This window comes from Arthrobacter sp. 01N444 (assembly GCF_056399305.1).
Map to the genome: position 1 here is coordinate 91,247 of NZ_JBFTRB010000016.1, position 15,030 is coordinate 106,276.

At 63.7% G+C, this 15,030-nt stretch carries 18 protein-coding genes and 1 pseudogene; 9 read left to right on the top strand and 10 right to left on the bottom strand.

The genetic code is table 11. The features are described from left to right. Positions 1–2 precede the first annotated feature (2 nt). Entirely contained in the window at positions 3–356 is a 354-nt protein-coding gene (locus AC1DKN_RS16525) for a hypothetical protein (RefSeq protein ID WP_476871916.1), read from the bottom strand. Positions 357–858: 502 nt separating this feature from the next. On the opposite strand from AC1DKN_RS16525, the gene AC1DKN_RS16530 reads away from it, so the two are divergent. Continuing rightward, a complete protein-coding gene (locus AC1DKN_RS16530; protein ID WP_476871917.1) occupies positions 859–1,764 on the top strand; it encodes a hypothetical protein in 906 nt (301 codons plus the stop codon). 116 nt (positions 1,765–1,880) lie between these two features. Here the strand turns inward: AC1DKN_RS16530 and AC1DKN_RS16535 are convergent, their stop codons facing one another. Both AC1DKN_RS16535 and AC1DKN_RS16540 read right to left on the bottom strand, forming a co-directional pair. Next, positions 1,881–3,113, bottom strand: coding sequence for a DNA cytosine methyltransferase (locus AC1DKN_RS16535; RefSeq protein WP_476871918.1), 1,233 nt, complete (start codon positions 3,111–3,113; stop codon positions 1,881–1,883). 226 nt (positions 3,114–3,339) lie between these two features. Then, on the bottom strand, positions 3,340–3,774 hold the full coding sequence (locus AC1DKN_RS16540) for a hypothetical protein (RefSeq protein WP_476871919.1): 435 nt from the start codon (positions 3,772–3,774) through the stop codon (positions 3,340–3,342). Between the two features lie 31 nt (positions 3,775–3,805). Here AC1DKN_RS16540 and AC1DKN_RS16545 point away from each other — a divergent pair, with 31 nt between their 5' ends. Then, complete coding sequence (locus AC1DKN_RS16545) at positions 3,806–4,630, top strand: hypothetical protein (RefSeq protein ID WP_476871920.1); 825 nt, start codon at positions 3,806–3,808, stop codon at positions 4,628–4,630. A gap of 21 nt (positions 4,631–4,651) precedes the next feature. Here the strand turns inward: AC1DKN_RS16545 and AC1DKN_RS16550 are convergent. Next, a pseudogene (locus tag AC1DKN_RS16550) lies at positions 4,652–5,742 on the bottom strand (NAD(P)-binding domain-containing protein). A 222-nt stretch (positions 5,743–5,964) separates the two neighbouring features. Here AC1DKN_RS16550 and AC1DKN_RS16555 point away from each other — a divergent pair. Next, positions 5,965–6,702 carry a hypothetical protein gene (locus AC1DKN_RS16555; RefSeq protein WP_476871921.1) on the top strand — a complete coding sequence of 246 codons (738 nt, stop codon included), beginning with the start codon at positions 5,965–5,967 and terminating at the stop codon, positions 6,700–6,702. Between the two features lie 5 nt (positions 6,703–6,707). On the opposite strand, the gene AC1DKN_RS16560 is transcribed toward AC1DKN_RS16555, so the two are convergent. Next, a complete protein-coding gene (locus tag AC1DKN_RS16560) occupies positions 6,708–7,091 on the bottom strand; it encodes a TfoX/Sxy family protein (protein ID WP_476871922.1) in 384 nt (127 codons plus the stop codon). Between the two features lie 322 nt (positions 7,092–7,413). Between AC1DKN_RS16560 and AC1DKN_RS16565 the strand changes: the two genes are divergently transcribed. Next, the gene (locus AC1DKN_RS16565; RefSeq protein WP_011690916.1) at positions 7,414–7,617 is read left to right on the top strand and encodes a cold-shock protein; all 204 of its coding nucleotides are present in this window, start codon (positions 7,414–7,416) and stop codon (positions 7,615–7,617) included. Between the two features lie 124 nt (positions 7,618–7,741). Here the strand turns inward: AC1DKN_RS16565 and AC1DKN_RS16570 are convergent, their stop codons facing one another. From AC1DKN_RS16570 to AC1DKN_RS16580, 3 genes are all read right to left on the bottom strand, one after another. Beyond that, positions 7,742–8,812, bottom strand: a complete 1,071-nt coding sequence (locus tag AC1DKN_RS16570) for a DUF6226 family protein (protein WP_476871923.1) — start codon at positions 8,810–8,812, stop codon at positions 7,742–7,744. 130 nt (positions 8,813–8,942) lie between these two features. Beyond that, complete coding sequence (locus AC1DKN_RS16575; RefSeq protein ID WP_476871924.1) at positions 8,943–9,173, bottom strand: PspC domain-containing protein; 231 nt, start codon at positions 9,171–9,173, stop codon at positions 8,943–8,945. An 85-nt stretch (positions 9,174–9,258) separates the two neighbouring features. Next, positions 9,259–11,103, bottom strand: coding sequence for an AfsR/SARP family transcriptional regulator (locus tag AC1DKN_RS16580; protein ID WP_476871925.1), 1,845 nt, complete (start codon positions 11,101–11,103; stop codon positions 9,259–9,261). A gap of 309 nt (positions 11,104–11,412) precedes the next feature. On the opposite strand from AC1DKN_RS16580, the gene AC1DKN_RS16585 reads away from it, so the two are divergent. The 5 genes from AC1DKN_RS16585 to AC1DKN_RS16605 all read left to right on the top strand — a co-directional run bounded on the left by AC1DKN_RS16585 (position 11,413) and on the right by AC1DKN_RS16605 (position 14,148). Then, on the top strand, positions 11,413–11,589 hold the full coding sequence (locus AC1DKN_RS16585) for a hypothetical protein (protein ID WP_476871926.1): 177 nt from the start codon (positions 11,413–11,415) through the stop codon (positions 11,587–11,589). Between the two features lie 259 nt (positions 11,590–11,848). Further along, on the top strand, positions 11,849–12,235 hold the full coding sequence (locus AC1DKN_RS16590; RefSeq protein WP_476871927.1) for a VOC family protein: 387 nt from the start codon (positions 11,849–11,851) through the stop codon (positions 12,233–12,235). A gap of 124 nt (positions 12,236–12,359) precedes the next feature. Then, the gene (locus tag AC1DKN_RS16595) at positions 12,360–12,701 is read left to right on the top strand and encodes a YciI family protein (RefSeq protein ID WP_476871928.1); all 342 of its coding nucleotides are present in this window, start codon (positions 12,360–12,362) and stop codon (positions 12,699–12,701) included. Positions 12,702–12,948: 247 nt separating this feature from the next. Continuing rightward, positions 12,949–13,428: a hypothetical protein gene (locus AC1DKN_RS16600; protein ID WP_476871929.1), complete on the top strand. Its 480-nt coding sequence runs from the start codon at positions 12,949–12,951 to the stop codon at positions 13,426–13,428. Positions 13,429–13,680: 252 nt separating this feature from the next. Then, complete coding sequence (locus AC1DKN_RS16605; RefSeq protein ID WP_223915857.1) at positions 13,681–14,148, top strand: hypothetical protein; 468 nt, start codon at positions 13,681–13,683, stop codon at positions 14,146–14,148. Positions 14,149–14,231: 83 nt separating this feature from the next. Here the strand turns inward: AC1DKN_RS16605 and AC1DKN_RS16610 are convergent, their stop codons facing one another. Together AC1DKN_RS16610 and AC1DKN_RS16615 are read right to left on the bottom strand one after the other, a co-directional pair. Beyond that, positions 14,232–14,537 carry a DUF1905 domain-containing protein gene (locus AC1DKN_RS16610; protein ID WP_476851691.1) on the bottom strand — a complete coding sequence of 102 codons (306 nt, stop codon included), beginning with the start codon at positions 14,535–14,537 and terminating at the stop codon, positions 14,232–14,234. A 273-nt stretch (positions 14,538–14,810) separates the two neighbouring features. Beyond that, on the bottom strand, positions 14,811–15,030 hold a 220-nt coding region (locus tag AC1DKN_RS16615), incomplete at its 5' end, for a hypothetical protein (RefSeq protein ID WP_476871930.1).

Here is a 15,030-nt window from a genome sequence, read left to right on the forward strand (position 1 = left end):
CGCTAGGCTCTTGGAGCATTGCTGACCAGCAGTTCCCTCGTGTGCGCCAAGAACCAAGCCTGCTCCAGATTTTCGAGCCTTGTTCGGCCGGTGACCTCTCCTACATAGACGCTCACGGTCTTGCCACCCACTGAATAGCGCAGGTATGCATAGATGCGGTGAAAGTTGTGGACACGCTTAAGCTCAATTGATGCATTGCGCATCGTGCCATCGGGCAACGTAATGCGCCGCGCATCCGCGCCGCCTGCGGCTGAATTCTGCTCTCTAACGGCTTCTGCTCGATCCCTCGGTTTTGGAGGCCGCCATGCTGAATCGATGGTGGCTTCGTCAAGTCGTGTTGGAGTATGACCGTCCATTGTTTGAGACCTTCCAGTTCCTTGATTTATTTGTGCATGCGGTCTCGTGATTGTGGCCATGAAGACTACCCATAGGCGGCCATCTAAGAGCCGGTTGAAGGCAAGCTGGCCGCCTGAAGGTCCCTCCGATGGCCGTTGACAGTCGCGTTTGTTGAACTTCTGTGCGACGCCTCTCGTATGGGGGCACCAAGGGATTGACGAGAGCCATGCACACGGCCGCCGGCGTTGGCATCTCGGGCTCATGAGGACCACGGACGTACCGCCTTCATGCGGATACTGTTCCAGAACTCATTCGTCACTGCAAACATCTATCAACGGCTCTTGTCGCTCTTTGGCTCATAAACTATCGCCGAATGCGAGCCGCCACGACCAGCAACAGCGCTAGTGCCTGGAGAGGGCTAGTTTGAGCGGCTGATTGCCGCGCAACTCCCAAGTAGGGTGCGATGGCTTGTAGCGACGCACGGTTCCGAGGGGCGCCTGCCCTACGGCTAGGATCGATCGAATGGGAATCAGAACCAAAAAAACGCCAGAGGTTGAGCATGCCTACGTGGGGGAGTTCAGCCTTTCCATCACTGAGGCCATGCGGACGCAGCTGATGGAAGCGCTGGAGAAGCTGGAACAGGTTCCGCTCATCCCCGAGAACATGGAAAAGATTGAGCGTCGCCCGGGCATTTACCAGCTGTTTCTTGATGGGTGTTCCGTGTACATTGGCAAGGCCGATGACAACCTCAACGCGCGAGTGGGCCATCACTACCGCAAGATTTCCGGTCGCACAGATACAGCCGGAACGGGCAACGGTCGTCTGATCGACCGCATGATTTTCAAGTGCATGTACATCAATGAGGACATTGACTCACTCGGCCCTGAAAAAATGCTCATTCAACAGTTCCGTCAGACCAATGAAGCATCGTGGAACAACAACGGCTTTGGTAACAAGGATGTTGGCAAGGAACGCGACACATCGGCTGTGAAGGGGCTCCACTTTGACCGCACCTATCAGATTGATCTCGATCTGATCATAACGCCGGACAATCGTAGGACTACCAAGAAGACTTTTCCAGTGGATACGCTCCTGGAAGCCATGAGCGTCATCAAGACCGCTCTGCCGTTTGTCTTCCGCTACGGAACAACACCCGCTGACAAGAAAGAACTGGCCGCCGTTGACGTGTCCCGTGAGCAGCTAGCAGGATCCTCTCGTACCGTGCGTGAGTGGCTTGACTGGATCGCCGACCGCCTGCCCTACGGCTGGAAAATCGTAGCGTTGCCCGGATACGTTTTGGCCTACAAGACCTCAGACCTTGAGAAGTACCGCTCCCGTATGTTCATTTGGCATGCCAACGGTGGGGGACACACTTATGAGGTCAACGAGCCTGAGTGGGCCTCGGGAGCCGTCCCGGAGGAGTCATAGGTAGGCTTCTGACGTTCCCTAAGTCCAGCAGAATTCGAGGGGAGCCCCGTGCGCATGAAGGGCTGTGCCGACCAGGAGTGGTCGGCACAGCCCTTCATATCGTTCTGACTATGTCGCTACGCCGAAAGAGATTCAACAACGCGAGGTGTTTCCTTATCCCTGAAGCCTGCAGCGACCAGATGTTCTGCCACGCTGTGAGCCATAGTAGCGGCAAGCTTCATCGGAACAGCATTTCCAAGCTGGCGCATGGCTTCACCCCATGCGCCGTGGAGTTCGTAGTCGTCAGGGAACGTCTGAATGCGTGCGGCTTCGCGGACGGAGTAGTAACGGAGTGAGCCGTCGACTCGACGAAACATGTTCTCGCCACCTGGAACTCCATGCCCGCCAGCCTTGAGTGCCTTACTGGGCTCATCCAGGGGGCTGCCAGTGTGACCCGGATACGCCCTGGCTCCCTCTTTCAGGAAATGGTTGTGCCAACCCTTGACGCCGCTAGTCTTGGGTTCCGGCATGCCATTGAGAGCATCACGCACTGTCTGCCAGCGAATCCCCACCGGCTTCAGATCACCAGCCGCCATTGCCTCAATCCGTGTCGCGAACCTAGCTGGTTTCGCAGGACGGTTCTTTTTAGCAACCTTGTGTTCTGCCCAGTATTCACCCGTTACCCACTGAGACTTGAGCAGAGCATCGTGAGAATGCGTAGCAGTAGGGAGAGACCATTCCGCTGAGACGTCAGAGCGGAATCCGACCATGAACACGCGGTGCCTGTGCTGCGGAACTCCATAATCGGCTGCATTCACGACGTTGGCGGCAACCCTATACGTCAGCCCTTGTTCGTTAGTGGATGTGTGTTCCCGCTGAAGTCTCTGAAGGTGTTCCATCCATGTCTCACCCTCGCGTGCGACGAGCTCAGGGAACTGGAGGCGGAGCAGAATCAGCTGGTAATAATTGGCGAAAGTGGTTCGAGTAAGACCCTTCACGTTTTCCAAGAGAAACGCCCGTGGCTGAAGGACGCGGATTGCATGAGACGCAGCGGGGAACATGTCCCGTTTATCGTCCGCTGCCTGTGCCTTACCCCCGGTACTGAATGGCTGGCAAGGCGGGCCGCCACTTACCAGATCCAGGCCGGGCTTGATGGCTGACCACTCCACCTTGCGGATGTCACCTTCAACTACGGGCCAACCCTGGACTGCCTCGTACCCGTCAGCCTGATTTTCGCGGACCGTGTCGCATGCCCAGCGATCCCATTCAACAAACAACTCAGGGCGGAAACCTGCCTCATGAGTACCTAGAGCGAGACCTCCGGCACCTCCGAACAACTCAACGGAGCGGAGGGGAGTGTGGTTGTTCACGGTGAACTCTCTTTCTGATGGCACTGCCAAGGATTCTACTTGTCTGCGGCGGCTCACTTCTCAGACTCACCGACTTCAGGCAATCACGCACCTCTGACAAGAGTGCATCGGCTGACTGTAGAGCAAAATACTGCCGTCAGTCGTGTACAGTTCCAGGCCTGCCTCCAGCTGTGAAGGAGGCGGCGCCGAAGCGTGCAGCGCGAGGACAGTGCGACGTCAGGCTGGCTCAGACGTTGGTCGAAACTTTGCCACTTCCACCTATCCCCGCGCCACGAGCCCCGGCGCCCCGTCCCGAATCGCGAAGGACGCCTTCGTGGAAACGAGGGATCCCGGCGTCGTGATGTAGTCCAGCACCCGCCTTGGCGATCCGGGTGGCCTCCGTTCCCAGCTGCACCGATGCGGCGATCCGCTGCGCATAGTCGCGGAACAGGTCAATGACGGCGTCGCGGGGGAGGACGGCATCCGGCTCGGGACCCTCATACGTCAGACCCGGCAGCATGAACGAGAAGTTGGGCGTGCTCAGGTAGAACGAGTCCCATCGGTCCTGCCGTGCCACACCCAGGGCATCCTGCGCCTCCAGCACCGGGTGCTCCACGCCGTGCTGGGTGAGCCAGCAGTTACAAGCGCCGATGCTCCGGTTCCCCCCAAAAGTGCGGGACACTGGAAGTCCCGAACCACGAAAGTGGGCCACCTTGACGACTCTCCAGCACGATGCCGACGGCTCCATCAGGCTTCACCCGGCTGACCCCACGGGACTGAGCGGGGCCGGCGGCGCCGGCCATCTCGATCCGCTGCTGTATCCGTGGGATCCGCCCGTGGCCTCGGGTGTCATGGACGGCAATGACTTCCTGCCCCTTGAGCTTTCAGCGGGACTGGATGAAGCCCTGGCGCAGGCCAGCGCGGCACCGCTGGAAGCCCGTTCCCTGGTGGTCTCCATCGGCTCGAATTCAAGCGCCGACGTGATGAGGCGGAAATTCGCCAACTACCGCCAGCCTGTCAGCGCGGTCCTGCCCCTGGTCCGGGGGCAGCTCCACAACATTGCCGTTGGCCACTCCGCCCACGTGAGCAAGGCCGGCTACATCGCCGCCGCCCCGTATCCGCTGATGGGAGAGTGCACAGCGGTCTGGCTTTCGTGGCTGGACGATATCCAACTGATGGCCCTCGACGAAACGGAGCCCAACTACCGGCGGATTCAGCTCGACGGCGAAGCCTGCCCGCTCGTGGTGGACCGCGGGGAACGTCCGGAAGAGTTTTCGCTGTTCACCTCGCGCTGGGGCGTTCTGACCGATGGCGACGGCGGGAAGCTTCCCTTCCTCGACCAGCCTGCCCTCTTCGGGCTCCTCGCCGGCAGCGGCACCGGGGACCTCCTGGAGGAGGGGAAGTCCGTGTTCGGCGGGCCGCCCGAGCTTGTTGCCGAGCAACTCGCGATCCCCTCGGTCCAGGCATGGGCGAGGGAATGGTTCAGCTCGGCCGGCCTCGCCGCACCCGTGGACTTCGACGGGCCTTGCGCGGGGTAGCCACCCTCTGGAACGTCACCTTCACCGGGCGGCGATGTGCTGTGCAATGTTCTCCGCGATGTGCTGCGCAATGTACTCGGCGTCGCGGCCCACGCCCGCCACGATGGACGAGCCGTGCCCGGTCAGCCACGGCAGCCCGACGGCGTACAAGCCCGGGTGTTCGGTGACGCCGCGGTGGTGCCGGGGGTAGTTCCATTCGTCCAGCACCGGGATGTCCAGGATGCTGAAGTCCAGCCGGTAACCCGTGGCCCACAGGACCGACGTGACGTTGGCGGCTTCGAGGTTCAGCCGCGCCGGCTCCGAAGGAAGCCAGTCGTCCTTGCGCGGCGGCTCCGGCTCCGGTGCCGACATGCCGGTGGCGGCAACATAGCTGTCGAACATCGGCTTCATCCGCTGGTAGAACGCCGCCTCCACCAGGCCCAGACGTTCCGGAAGGTCATCACTGAAGACGAGGGCGCCGTCGTCGGCTGCTTCCAAATGGCCGTGCAGCCGGACGCCGCGCGGCCGAGGTCCCGCAGGTGGATGTCGTGGCCGCCGTCGGCGCCGGACACCAGCGGGTTGCAGGCGAACCTCGCCGCGGGGGAGGGCAGCTGCCCCACGGTGAGGCCGTTCAGTCCGTCGTCGGGGCCGAATTGTGCAAGCTGCATCATCCAATAGAGGAGGTCCTGGCCCCGGTACCGGCGCGGTGCTTCCGGGCACGTGGACACTGCCAGGTGGATTTCGCGGCCGACGGCGAGCAGTTCCTCGGCGATCTGGCCGCCGGACTGGCCGGTGCCAACGATGAGCACGGCACCCTCGGGCAGTTGGACCGGGTTGCGGTAGCTGTCGGTGTGGAGTTGCAGGATGTGGCTGGGCAGTTGCGCCGACAGCGCGGGGATTTTCGGCTTTTGATAGCCGCCGGTAGCGAGTACCATGTTCCGGGCCCGCCAGCTGCCCTGGGTTGTGGCCACGTTGAAGCCGCCGCCAAGAGTTTCGCGCCGTTCCAGCAACTGATGTTCGACGCCGTCCCGGCTTAGCCAGTAGCTCGTGGCCAGGCCAGCCTGTCCGGCCCCCACGATAAGAGTGTTGACGCTTTGCGGGGCCGCATGTCGGGCGGCAGTCGGGGTCTCCATGGTTCTTATCCCGTAGCCAAGGTGCAGGGCTGGCTTTGTGGCAGGATATGCCCGCAGCATCGCCGCGTACAGGTGCCCGACGACGGCGTGGGGCCCAAGCGTGGTGTTCGTCAAGGGTGTTCTGGTTCAGTGCGGACCGCTACCTTTTTCCTATGGCCATGGGCAAGCAAAGGTGCTCTGACCCCCTTCAGGAATTTCTACTCAGAAGGAGTGGGAAAGGTCATGAACCGACGAACCAAAATCCTCTTTGGTGTGATCGTCCTGTTGCTGGTTGTTGGCGGGGCGACATTATTTGTCCTCGACAACACAAAAAGGAGTATGGCCGCGGAGTACAACCCGCAGATCAACCCCGCCGATTTCACCACTGAAATCACCAACAAATACTTCGCCCTCCCAGTCGGCAAAAAACTGACCTACGAGACCACCGAACACGGAAGAGTCACAGAGAGGATCGAGATCGAAATCCTGCCGGAGACCGTGACCATAGAGGGTGTTGAGACGGCGGTCTATCTGGATAAGGAGTACAAGAACGGGCAGCTGGTAGAGGAAACCCGGGATTACCTGGCGCAACACAAAAACGGCGACGTCTGGTACTTCGGCGAGGACGTGGACAACTACTTGAATGGAATGTTGGTGAACCACTCCGGCAGTTTTCGCCATGGAAAAGACGGGGCAAAAGCCGGCATCTGGATGAAGGCCGAGCAACGCGTCGGCGATTCCTACAGGCAGGAATCTTACGTTGGTCACGCGGAAGACATGCGGGACACCGTCGCTACCGGCGAGACCGTCTCCACCAAGTCAGGCACGTACACCGACTGCGTCAAGGTCTACGACTGGACGCCGCTTGAAAAGAGCTCCCGGGAGTATAAGTATCACTGCCCCCAGATCGGTGCGCTGGCCCTTACCGAGGACCTGGAAACCGGCAGCCGGTCAGAACTCGTGAATGTTGTCCTGCCCTAGTCGTCCTACTTTTTGGGCCGGGGCTTAGAAGCCTTCGGCTCCTTGGGCGGCAGCCCGGCCACGTGCTCGAATGCTTTCTCCACCCAGGCTTTGGCCCGCGCTTCGTCGCCGTCGCCCTCGGCGTTCCAGACCTCCGGCAATCCGGTGTAGCCGCCCATGGGGCGCTCCGGCGGCCCGAACGGAACGGTCCGCTCGGTGCCTTCCAGCATCTCCTTGTCCGCCTCGGCTAGCTTCACGCCGATGGTGGGGCCGAACAGGCCGGCGAACATGTTGCCGTGCACGAACGCCCCGAGGTTTCCGAACATCGGCTTGATGACCACCTCAGGATGATCAGGCAACACCGAGCGGAAGTGTTCCTTGTCGGCGTCGGACGCTTTCGGCATTTGCATGGGTGTTCCTCCGGTAACTGACGGTCACGGACTCTCTTCCTGCAGGATATGGCCGCGCCCGGGCACGGTACAGGCGGTCGGCACAGACGGCCGCCACGGGTGCCGCTACGGGCCCCGCGCATGTCGGCTCGACGGGGTCGTGGTAAATGGCGTCCGGAATCTCCTGTATGGTTGATCCTGTTGTTGTGTTTATGCAGTTCGTAGTTCAGGCAGTACGCATGGTCGAAAGCCCATGTTCTTCTGAAGCAGCGGTTTTGAGCACCCCAAACAGGAGGACCCGAAAGTCGGGACAGTTCCTCCACCTTCACGAAGGACAAAAATAATGGCTACTGGTACCGTCAAATGGTTTAACGCTGAAAAGGGCTTCGGCTTCATTTCCCCCGATGACTCCTCACAGGACGTTTTCGCACACTACTCTGCGATCAACTCCTCCGGCTTCCGCTCCCTCGAAGAGAACCAGAAGGTCTCCTTCGAAACCGAGCAGGGCCCCAAGGGTCCCCAGGCCACCAACATCCAGGCTATCTAATTTCCTTTTAGATACCCGGGACCGTTAGGTTTCGAGCAGGGCCCGTCTTCGGACGGGTCCTGCTTTTGTTTAACCCATCTGTGCTTCCAAAACAGGGATGACGACGGCGGCGCGGCACCGACGTTCAGCTCCCGCGCAGCGGCCACGGACTCCACGAGCCGACTACATCCCGCAGCCGGATCTCAGCCTCGTCGAGTCGGGCGGGGGCGACGGGGCCTGGTTCGCCACTACCGCTTTCCGAACCCGAGCCGTCGAACGCGCTGAGTGCGTATTCGCTCCACCGCCGGCTGCCAACCGGGTAGCGTTCGGCGTATCCGCCGGCCGCGACCGAGAGCACCAGCCGCTCCATCCGGAGCGCTGTTGTCTCAGCCGTCTCGTCGCACGCGTCGCAGCCGCACACGGGAAACGGGAAGTCGTGCAGCACGCCGGCGTGGACCAAGACGCCCGGATAGCCGGTCAGCACAAACGTCAGCGGCGCCGCTCCGGAACCCCGCGGGGTGACCCGAACCGCGTGCAGCACGTCCCGGACCTCGATCAGCAGGTCCCTGGCGTGGACCGGATCCTCATGGACCTCGACGTCGTACGTGGCAGCCAGATGGTCGATCAGGGCACGCGCCACGACATGGAGTCCGGCGAACCGCTCGGGGTGGCTGTCCACGCTGTAGGAATCAGGGTCGGGCCCCTCAGCACCCCACCGCCGGCCGTAGAGAATGGGTTCTCCATCGGGGGCGTAGTAGGTGGTCGTCGGCAGGTCCGGCCGGACATAGCGGGGCTGTCCTGCCGCCGGTGATACCGGAACAGGCCGTATTGCCGCGGACTCATTCACTTCCTCCCGGGCCCAGTCCAAAAGCGCGGAAACGAACCCGCGCAATGATTCTTCGTCCGCGGTGCGCACAGCCACCAGCAGACGGTCGACGTCGAACTGCCGCTGCCGGTTTCCCACCGTGGAAGGTGCACCTTCGTAGGCGGCCCAGTGCGCGTCCGGTCTCAGGCGGGCGATGGCGTTCCCGGCGAAGACGGCCGCCGCGGCACTGAGCGTGCTGTCGTTTTCAAAGTGAGAGCCGAACGTGCGCAGGAACGAAATGAGCCGCTCAGGATCCGAGGCCACTTCTTCGGCGCTGACTCCGTGGCCGTTGCAGAATTCGATGAACGGGGCATAGCCGCCCACGTGCCTGACCTTGGCCGGATCGCCCACCGCAGGTTGATAGAGGGCCCTGCCCCGAGGCATTGGCTCCGGCATCCCGGACGGTTGCCCTTCGAACAAGTCCTCGGTTGGCGCCATACCGCGATCCTAGGGCACGGGGCAGCGCGACGGAGGGGGTTACTCAGTTCCAGCGATGAAAGCTGCGCTCGGTGCGGTCCTGCCCGGCGGCTAGTCGTCCCGGGGGGATGAGGATCCACAGCGCGACGTAGACGAACTCGCCCACGCCGAACAGGCCGAAGAACATGAACCCGAGCCGGACAAATGCCCGGGGGACTTCGAAGCGGTCGGCCAGGGCAGCGCACACGCCTGCGAAGATTTTGCCGCGTCTGGGGCGAACCAAGGTTGCTGACATTTCGCTACCGTAGCACCAGGCGCGCGTCGAGTCAGCAGTGTCTTTCGCCCCTGCCGCCCAGTACAACAGGAGGCGCCGCAGCTGATCAGAGCTGGCCGCGCCGCGCCAGGTACGTGTTCAGCGCCGGGTTGTCGATGTCCTTGGCCAGCCACGGGATGGTCTCCGCGGCGGCAGCATCGCCCAGGACGGCCCGGTGCGAGTGCGCCCGGACCACGAGTTCGCGCAGGGCGCCGCGGCTGGCCATGGTACCCAGCCGGTCGGCGTAGTCCCCGGCGGCGGGGGAGCCGGCGTCGATCGCGACCTCGGCGGCCGTGTCCAGCAGCCGCGCCCGGTACCAGAGATACCAGGGTGTTGTGTCGAGCCCACGCTTGAGCCAGGACTCGGCCGCGGCCTCATCGTCCAGCGCCATACTGAGCCTGGCCTTGGCCCCGGCGGCCAGGGTCAGGTAGCAATGGTCGCCGGCGACGTCGGCCATCACCCACGAGCGGTCGATCAGGGGAGCGGCGTCCTCCAGCCGGCCGGCGGCGAGGAACGTCTCGCCGCGGAGCCCGGCGACAAAGGGTTCGAACGCCGTCCAGTGTTCGGCTGCGATCAGTTCCTGGGCCCGGTCCAGGCATTCAGCCGCCGGCTCCAGATCCCCGCGCAGCAGATGCACCCGTCCGGTCAGCGCTTGGCTGAACGCCAGCAGGCGGCGGCCGCCCACGGCGGTGGCGAGCCGGCTCGATTCGGCCAAAGCCGCCAGCGCCTCACCGTAGTGCGCGGTGTCCGAGGCCGCCATGCCCTGGATGGCCAGGATCCTGGAGCGTTCGTCGTCGAACCCGTCCGCCGCCCGGGCCGCCTGCTCCAGCCAGCCGGCCGCACGGTCCGGAATGCCCCGCTGCACGGACAGGTACCCCAGCTCCCGGTATGCCGCCGCCGCCACCCGCGACGCCGGCCGCCCGGGGGTCCGCCCCTCCGACGCCAGCGACGCGGGATCCAACCCTTCCGACTTCAAAGCTCTGTGCAGGAGGTCGGCCACTTCGGCGCCGCGGCCGCCGGCCTGATGGATCAGCGCCGCGGACAGTGTGACGAGGGATTCGGCGAGCAGGTGATGGTCGCCGGTTCGTTGCGCGATCTCGGCTGCGAGGCGTAACTGCTCCAGCCCGCGGTCCACGGAGCCTGCCGAGAGCGAGGCCTCGGCGGCGTCGAGGTAGGACCGCACGGCGGCCGTACTAGCCGGCAGTCCGGGCTCGGCCGGGGGCGCCGCGTCGGACAGTGCCCGGCGCACCTCTGCGGGCACGCCGAGCCCGAGCTCCCGGCGGTAGAGCTCGCGGCACTTGTCGGCCTGTTCCCGCGCCCGCCGGTAGTCACCCAGGGCTAGCAGGGCTTTGATCAGCACGGCATGGCAGTCCGCGTTGAAGGGGTCCAGGTGCAGAGCGCGGGTGGCGAGGTCGACGGCGTCGTCCGCCCTTCCGGCCGCCAGCGCGGCGAGCGATGCCTCGTAGAGCAGCGTCAGCACAGAGTTCTCGAGCCGGTGCCGCTGGTCCTCCAGCCAGGACTCGAACGCCGGGCATTCTTCGAAAGTGAGCCCCTCCAGGAGTTCGCCGTCGAAGGTGCGGGGGTCGGCGTCGCCGGCTGGCTGCAGGGCCGCGAGCACATCGCAGTTCCAGCCGGCCGGCAACACGAGTCGCAGCGGGTCGCCGCCCACCGATTCCGTGCCGAGGGTCCGGCGCAGCTCGGAGAGATTCCAGCGCAGGGCGCCGAGGGGGTCCTCGGCGTCGGGGAACAGGAGGGCCGCCGTCCGGGCCCGGCCGGTGCCGCCCGGTTGCAGCGCGAGGTAGGCCAGCACAGCCCACGCCTTGCGGCCCCGGGGCTGCCGGGGTGCGGTGCCAGCGGACTCGATCCGGGGCGGACCGAGGAGCCGAATCCAAGTCTCGGCCATATCAGTCATGCTACGCCGCCAACGGGCACGCGGGAGGGGCCGACGGCGGGCGTGCGGCGGGGGAGCGACGGCGCCTGACCGGCGCTTGATCGGAGCCGAAGAGAGCCGGAAGCGGGCGGAAAACCACAGCGGAAAATGCTCACACGGTGGCTCACACGGTGGGTGCGGAAACTGGACATGTCCCCACAAAAAGGACCGGAAACCTGAACCCCAGTCGCAAACTAAACCCGCACCGATCGCCCGGGATTCCGGCCCAACAACCTGATCCATCATCAGCCCCAACAACCAGCTCCATCACTCGCCCGAGGTGCTCTTCACATGGAATTTGCCGCTATCCTGCTCGCCGGACTCCTGGTCTTCGCAGCCGTCGCCACCATAGTCGCGGTCGTCCGCGACGGCCGGGGCCACACCCCTCCCATCCGGTCCACCCGCGCCTGGATGGCAGGCAACCTGCCCAGCGAACCGTACGCATCCCTGCGGTCCCTGCAGGGCTGACTGAATCCGGTAACCACACGCCAGTAGCCGCACGGGCCTGACCCCCACCTCCAGCATGGGAGGCGGGGGTCAGGCCCGACGTCGTGCGGTGTCTTTGCGGAGTTCAGCGCTTCGTGGCGTCCTGTGATCGCCGGGTGTCGCTCTAGTGGGCTTGAGGTGGGCTTACATCGCATGCCATGAACGTTCCAGGGACGCTCTTGAAATCTGAAGAGTGCCGGATGTCAGATGGTCTCAGACAACCACACCGGAGGAGGTCGCCATGACGGTCGCTTTCAACCACACCATCGTCTACGCAACGGATAAGCGTCGGTCGGCGAAGTTCTTGGCCAACGTGCTCGGACTGCCGGAACCCGAAGCCATGTGGTCCTTCATGACCGTTCCCCTTGACCACGGGGTGGCGCTCGATTTCGCCACGGCGGACCGGCCCATCGCCGCGCAGCACTACGCCTTCCTGGTCAGCGAGGAGGACTTCGACGGAATCTTCGCAAGGATCCAGGCCGAGGGCATCCCCTACTGGGCGGACCCGGGACGGTCCCGCCCACAGCAGATCAACCACAACGACGGGGGACGCGGCGTCTACTTCGCGGATCCTGACGGGCATTTCCTTGAGGCGATCACGCGTCCGTACGGATCGGGTGCTGCATGAGGTCCCAGGTTCGCCGTCACGGCCACCGGGGCCGCCGAGATCGTTGCGCGGCACGAGGGCATCGGCGAGGATGAACGCGGTTCACCGTGTTGCAAACCGTGCTGCAAACAAGGAGTCGACGCGAATGACGAAGTATCTGATCTCGTTTCCGAGTGCCGCCATGGTCTTCCCCGAGGAAGAGCTGCAGGCTGTTTCGGATGCGTCGCACGCGGTCGTCCAGGAGGCGAAGGACGCCGGCGTCTGGGTGTTTGGCGGCGGCATCGATGAGGGCATCCCGCCCGTCATAGTGGATGGCGACGGGACCGTGAGCGAGGGCACTTACCCGCAGACGACGCAGCTCGAAGGCGGCTACTCGGTGCTGGAGCTGCCCTCCTACGATGAGGCTTTGGAGTGGGCCGCGAAGATCGCGGCCGCCTGCCGTTGCGCGCAGGAGGTGCGCGCCTTCCAGTACGACCCCGCCAGCTAGGTGACTGCGCGGCGGGGGTGGCTTACACTGACCTCGGCTGGTGGGCGCCGGGGGAGGGCACGTGGCAAGAGGACATCTTTGTGGGGCAGTAGTGGTGGCTTTCGGGCTGGCCTTGGCCGGATGCTCTGGATCCACACAGCCCGGTCAAGCCTTCACGTCGCCCACCATGCGTGCGGCACCCTCAACCCCGAGTCCTCAGCCGAGCCCGTCCATCGCCCACGACGGCAACGTGAAGGGAAGCAGCGCAGTGAGCGTAACCGTGGCACCTGACATCTTCGACCAGCAGGGCGAGAGGTACGAGGAAGGACTGGGTGACGGATGGGAAACGTCACCCGGGTTCCTTGTCGAGACTGACGACCAGGACAAGGCCGCCGCGGCGTTGTATGCCGCGGGAGGGCGCTTTATGTCGGTGGACCAGAACGGCAAGGAACTGAGCCCCGCCGAAATGACTGGCGACTACCCCCAGTACACGCCAAACTACGTCTCCGATGTCTATCTGACCGAACTTGGCCCCATGATTTGGACTGACACTAAAGGCGAACTCTCGATAGGCATGGCGGAGAGGATGCTGCTCATACTGGAGGCCGAACTCCGGTCCCAGGGGATCACGGCCCATGTGACTGCTCCACCGGCTGACCTCTCACTCGACGGCACGCCCATCTGGCGGCCTCCCGCCGAGACCGCCGTGCACGCGGGAGCTGACGTGAAGGCGCCGGCGAACGAATAGCGGCGGCGGGAGAACCTCGGGGCACCGTTCCCCGCCCCGGACCGGCGGGGAACGCCGACGTCGTCGGTCAAGTGTCTAGACACCCGCAGTGGCGCGGGAGCATCCTAAACGTGTGCGCGTTTCGGGAGGAGAGCGGCCAAGGGGCAGGGAGATCCCGTCCCGGCTGGGGAATCCTGGGGAACCGGTGGACCGCTGGCAGTCCCACTTTCCAGGCGTGCGGACACGATCGGCGAGGGAACCGGGGACCAGATCATGGACGAAACATCCGATACGCGGCAAAGGCTGTCTAACCGCATCGACCAGAAGCAACGGGACCTTCAGTCCTACCTCGGCCGGGAACGACCCCGGCGCTCCCGGCTGGCCGGCATCAGCATCGTGGGCAGTGCGCTGGCCGCCGCGTTCACGGTCGGCCCCGCCGCCGGTGGCACGGGGTTCACCGAAGCGGTGGCGAACATCTTCAACCTGGCGGACGACTCGATTGTGTGGCGGGGACTGTGTCTGCTGGCGGTGATCTGCTCCGTTGCCGCGGCGCTGGCCACGAACTTTGCCACGTCCCGTTCCGTGGCGGACCGTGTGAGCGCAGCCGAGACCGCCAGTGCCCAGCTGGAGGGGCTGCAGGTCGCGCTGAACTTCGGCCACATCGAGATCGACGAGGCCGTCAAGCTGTACCAGCAATACGCCACGCAGGTGGCGTTCGTGGAGGCCTCTCCGGCGGGGTGAACTGTTCCTTCAAGCAGCGGCTCAACAGAGAGCACAAGCGCTCGGGTCGCCCTGCAGCTACCCCTGCAATCCAGTCCGTGTTGTCAGCCCTCAAGAATCAGTTCGACTTCCACGTCCACCTCATCGCCGGCGTGGATGCCGGCTGCGGTTCTGATGGCCTTCTTGACGGGGAGGAGGTACGAGTTGGTCCTGCTGTCCGGGAAGAGCGACGTCCGCCACCGCTGCCCGGCGATGCAGGCATTCACCTTCACCGAACCGAAGCCCTTCCGGAACGGGGCGGCCTGGTCCTTGAGCTGCTCCGCCAGGTCCGGCGGCAAGGTGATGAAGTGCCAGCCTGCCTGCTCGGGGTAGTGCCACAGCTCGGCACGGAACGTGTACGACGTCGTCACGCTCTGAGTATGGCACCGGGAGCAAAGCCTCGTGATGTGCGCGTGTGACCCACTCCATAGAACCCCGACGCCGGGCCGCCGGCCTCTGGGGGCGGCCGCGGCTGCCGAAATCCGCGCGGTTCCGGGAATGTGACGCCATGGAACCCCCTCAGGGGGCCGATTTGTGTAGGGTCCTCCCGGCGTGTAAAGTAATTCGAGTCGCCGCCGCTGATGCGGAAAGAAAGCGACCGACCCCCTTCTAAACAGCCTGAAAATGGTTCGCAAATTTGCGTGCTAAATAACGGCGGGGACCTTCTTGGATGAATGTAAATCGCAGAAATGCGAATTTGCAAAGACTTCCGAGATCGGGTAAGTTTGAAAAGTTGCTCCGGAGCGATCCTTGACTGTTTGTTGGTTGTGGTGGTGCCGGGTGTGTCTGTTGTTTGAGAACTCAATAGTGTGCCAAGTTTGTTGATACCAATTTATTGTATTGAATTGGTTGAATTTGCCGGGC

Bases quoted from the DNA above. Each gene is read 5' to 3' on its own strand.
- AC1DKN_RS16590 (WP_476871927.1), top strand. From the start codon at position 11,849: ATGACGGTCGCTTTCAACCACACCATCGTCTACGCAACGGATAAGCGT.
- AC1DKN_RS16575 (WP_476871924.1), bottom strand. From the start codon at position 9,173: ATGTCAGCAACCTTGGTTCGCCCCAGACGCGGCAAAATCTTCGCAGGC.
- AC1DKN_RS16555 (WP_476871921.1), top strand. From the start codon at position 5,965: ATGAACCGACGAACCAAAATCCTCTTTGGTGTGATCGTCCTGTTGCTG.
- AC1DKN_RS16525 (WP_476871916.1), bottom strand. From the start codon at position 356: ATGGACGGTCATACTCCAACACGACTTGACGAAGCCACCATCGATTCA.
- AC1DKN_RS16530 (WP_476871917.1), top strand. From the start codon at position 859: ATGGGAATCAGAACCAAAAAAACGCCAGAGGTTGAGCATGCCTACGTG.
- AC1DKN_RS16595 (WP_476871928.1), top strand. From the start codon at position 12,360: ATGACGAAGTATCTGATCTCGTTTCCGAGTGCCGCCATGGTCTTCCCC.
- AC1DKN_RS16560 (WP_476871922.1), bottom strand. From the start codon at position 7,091: ATGCAAATGCCGAAAGCGTCCGACGCCGACAAGGAACACTTCCGCTCG.
- AC1DKN_RS16605 (WP_223915857.1), top strand. From the start codon at position 13,681: ATGGACGAAACATCCGATACGCGGCAAAGGCTGTCTAACCGCATCGAC.
- AC1DKN_RS16580 (WP_476871925.1), bottom strand. From the start codon at position 11,103: ATGACTGATATGGCCGAGACTTGGATTCGGCTCCTCGGTCCGCCCCGG.
- AC1DKN_RS16585 (WP_476871926.1), top strand. From the start codon at position 11,413: ATGGAATTTGCCGCTATCCTGCTCGCCGGACTCCTGGTCTTCGCAGCC.
- AC1DKN_RS16565 (WP_011690916.1), top strand. From the start codon at position 7,414: ATGGCTACTGGTACCGTCAAATGGTTTAACGCTGAAAAGGGCTTCGGC.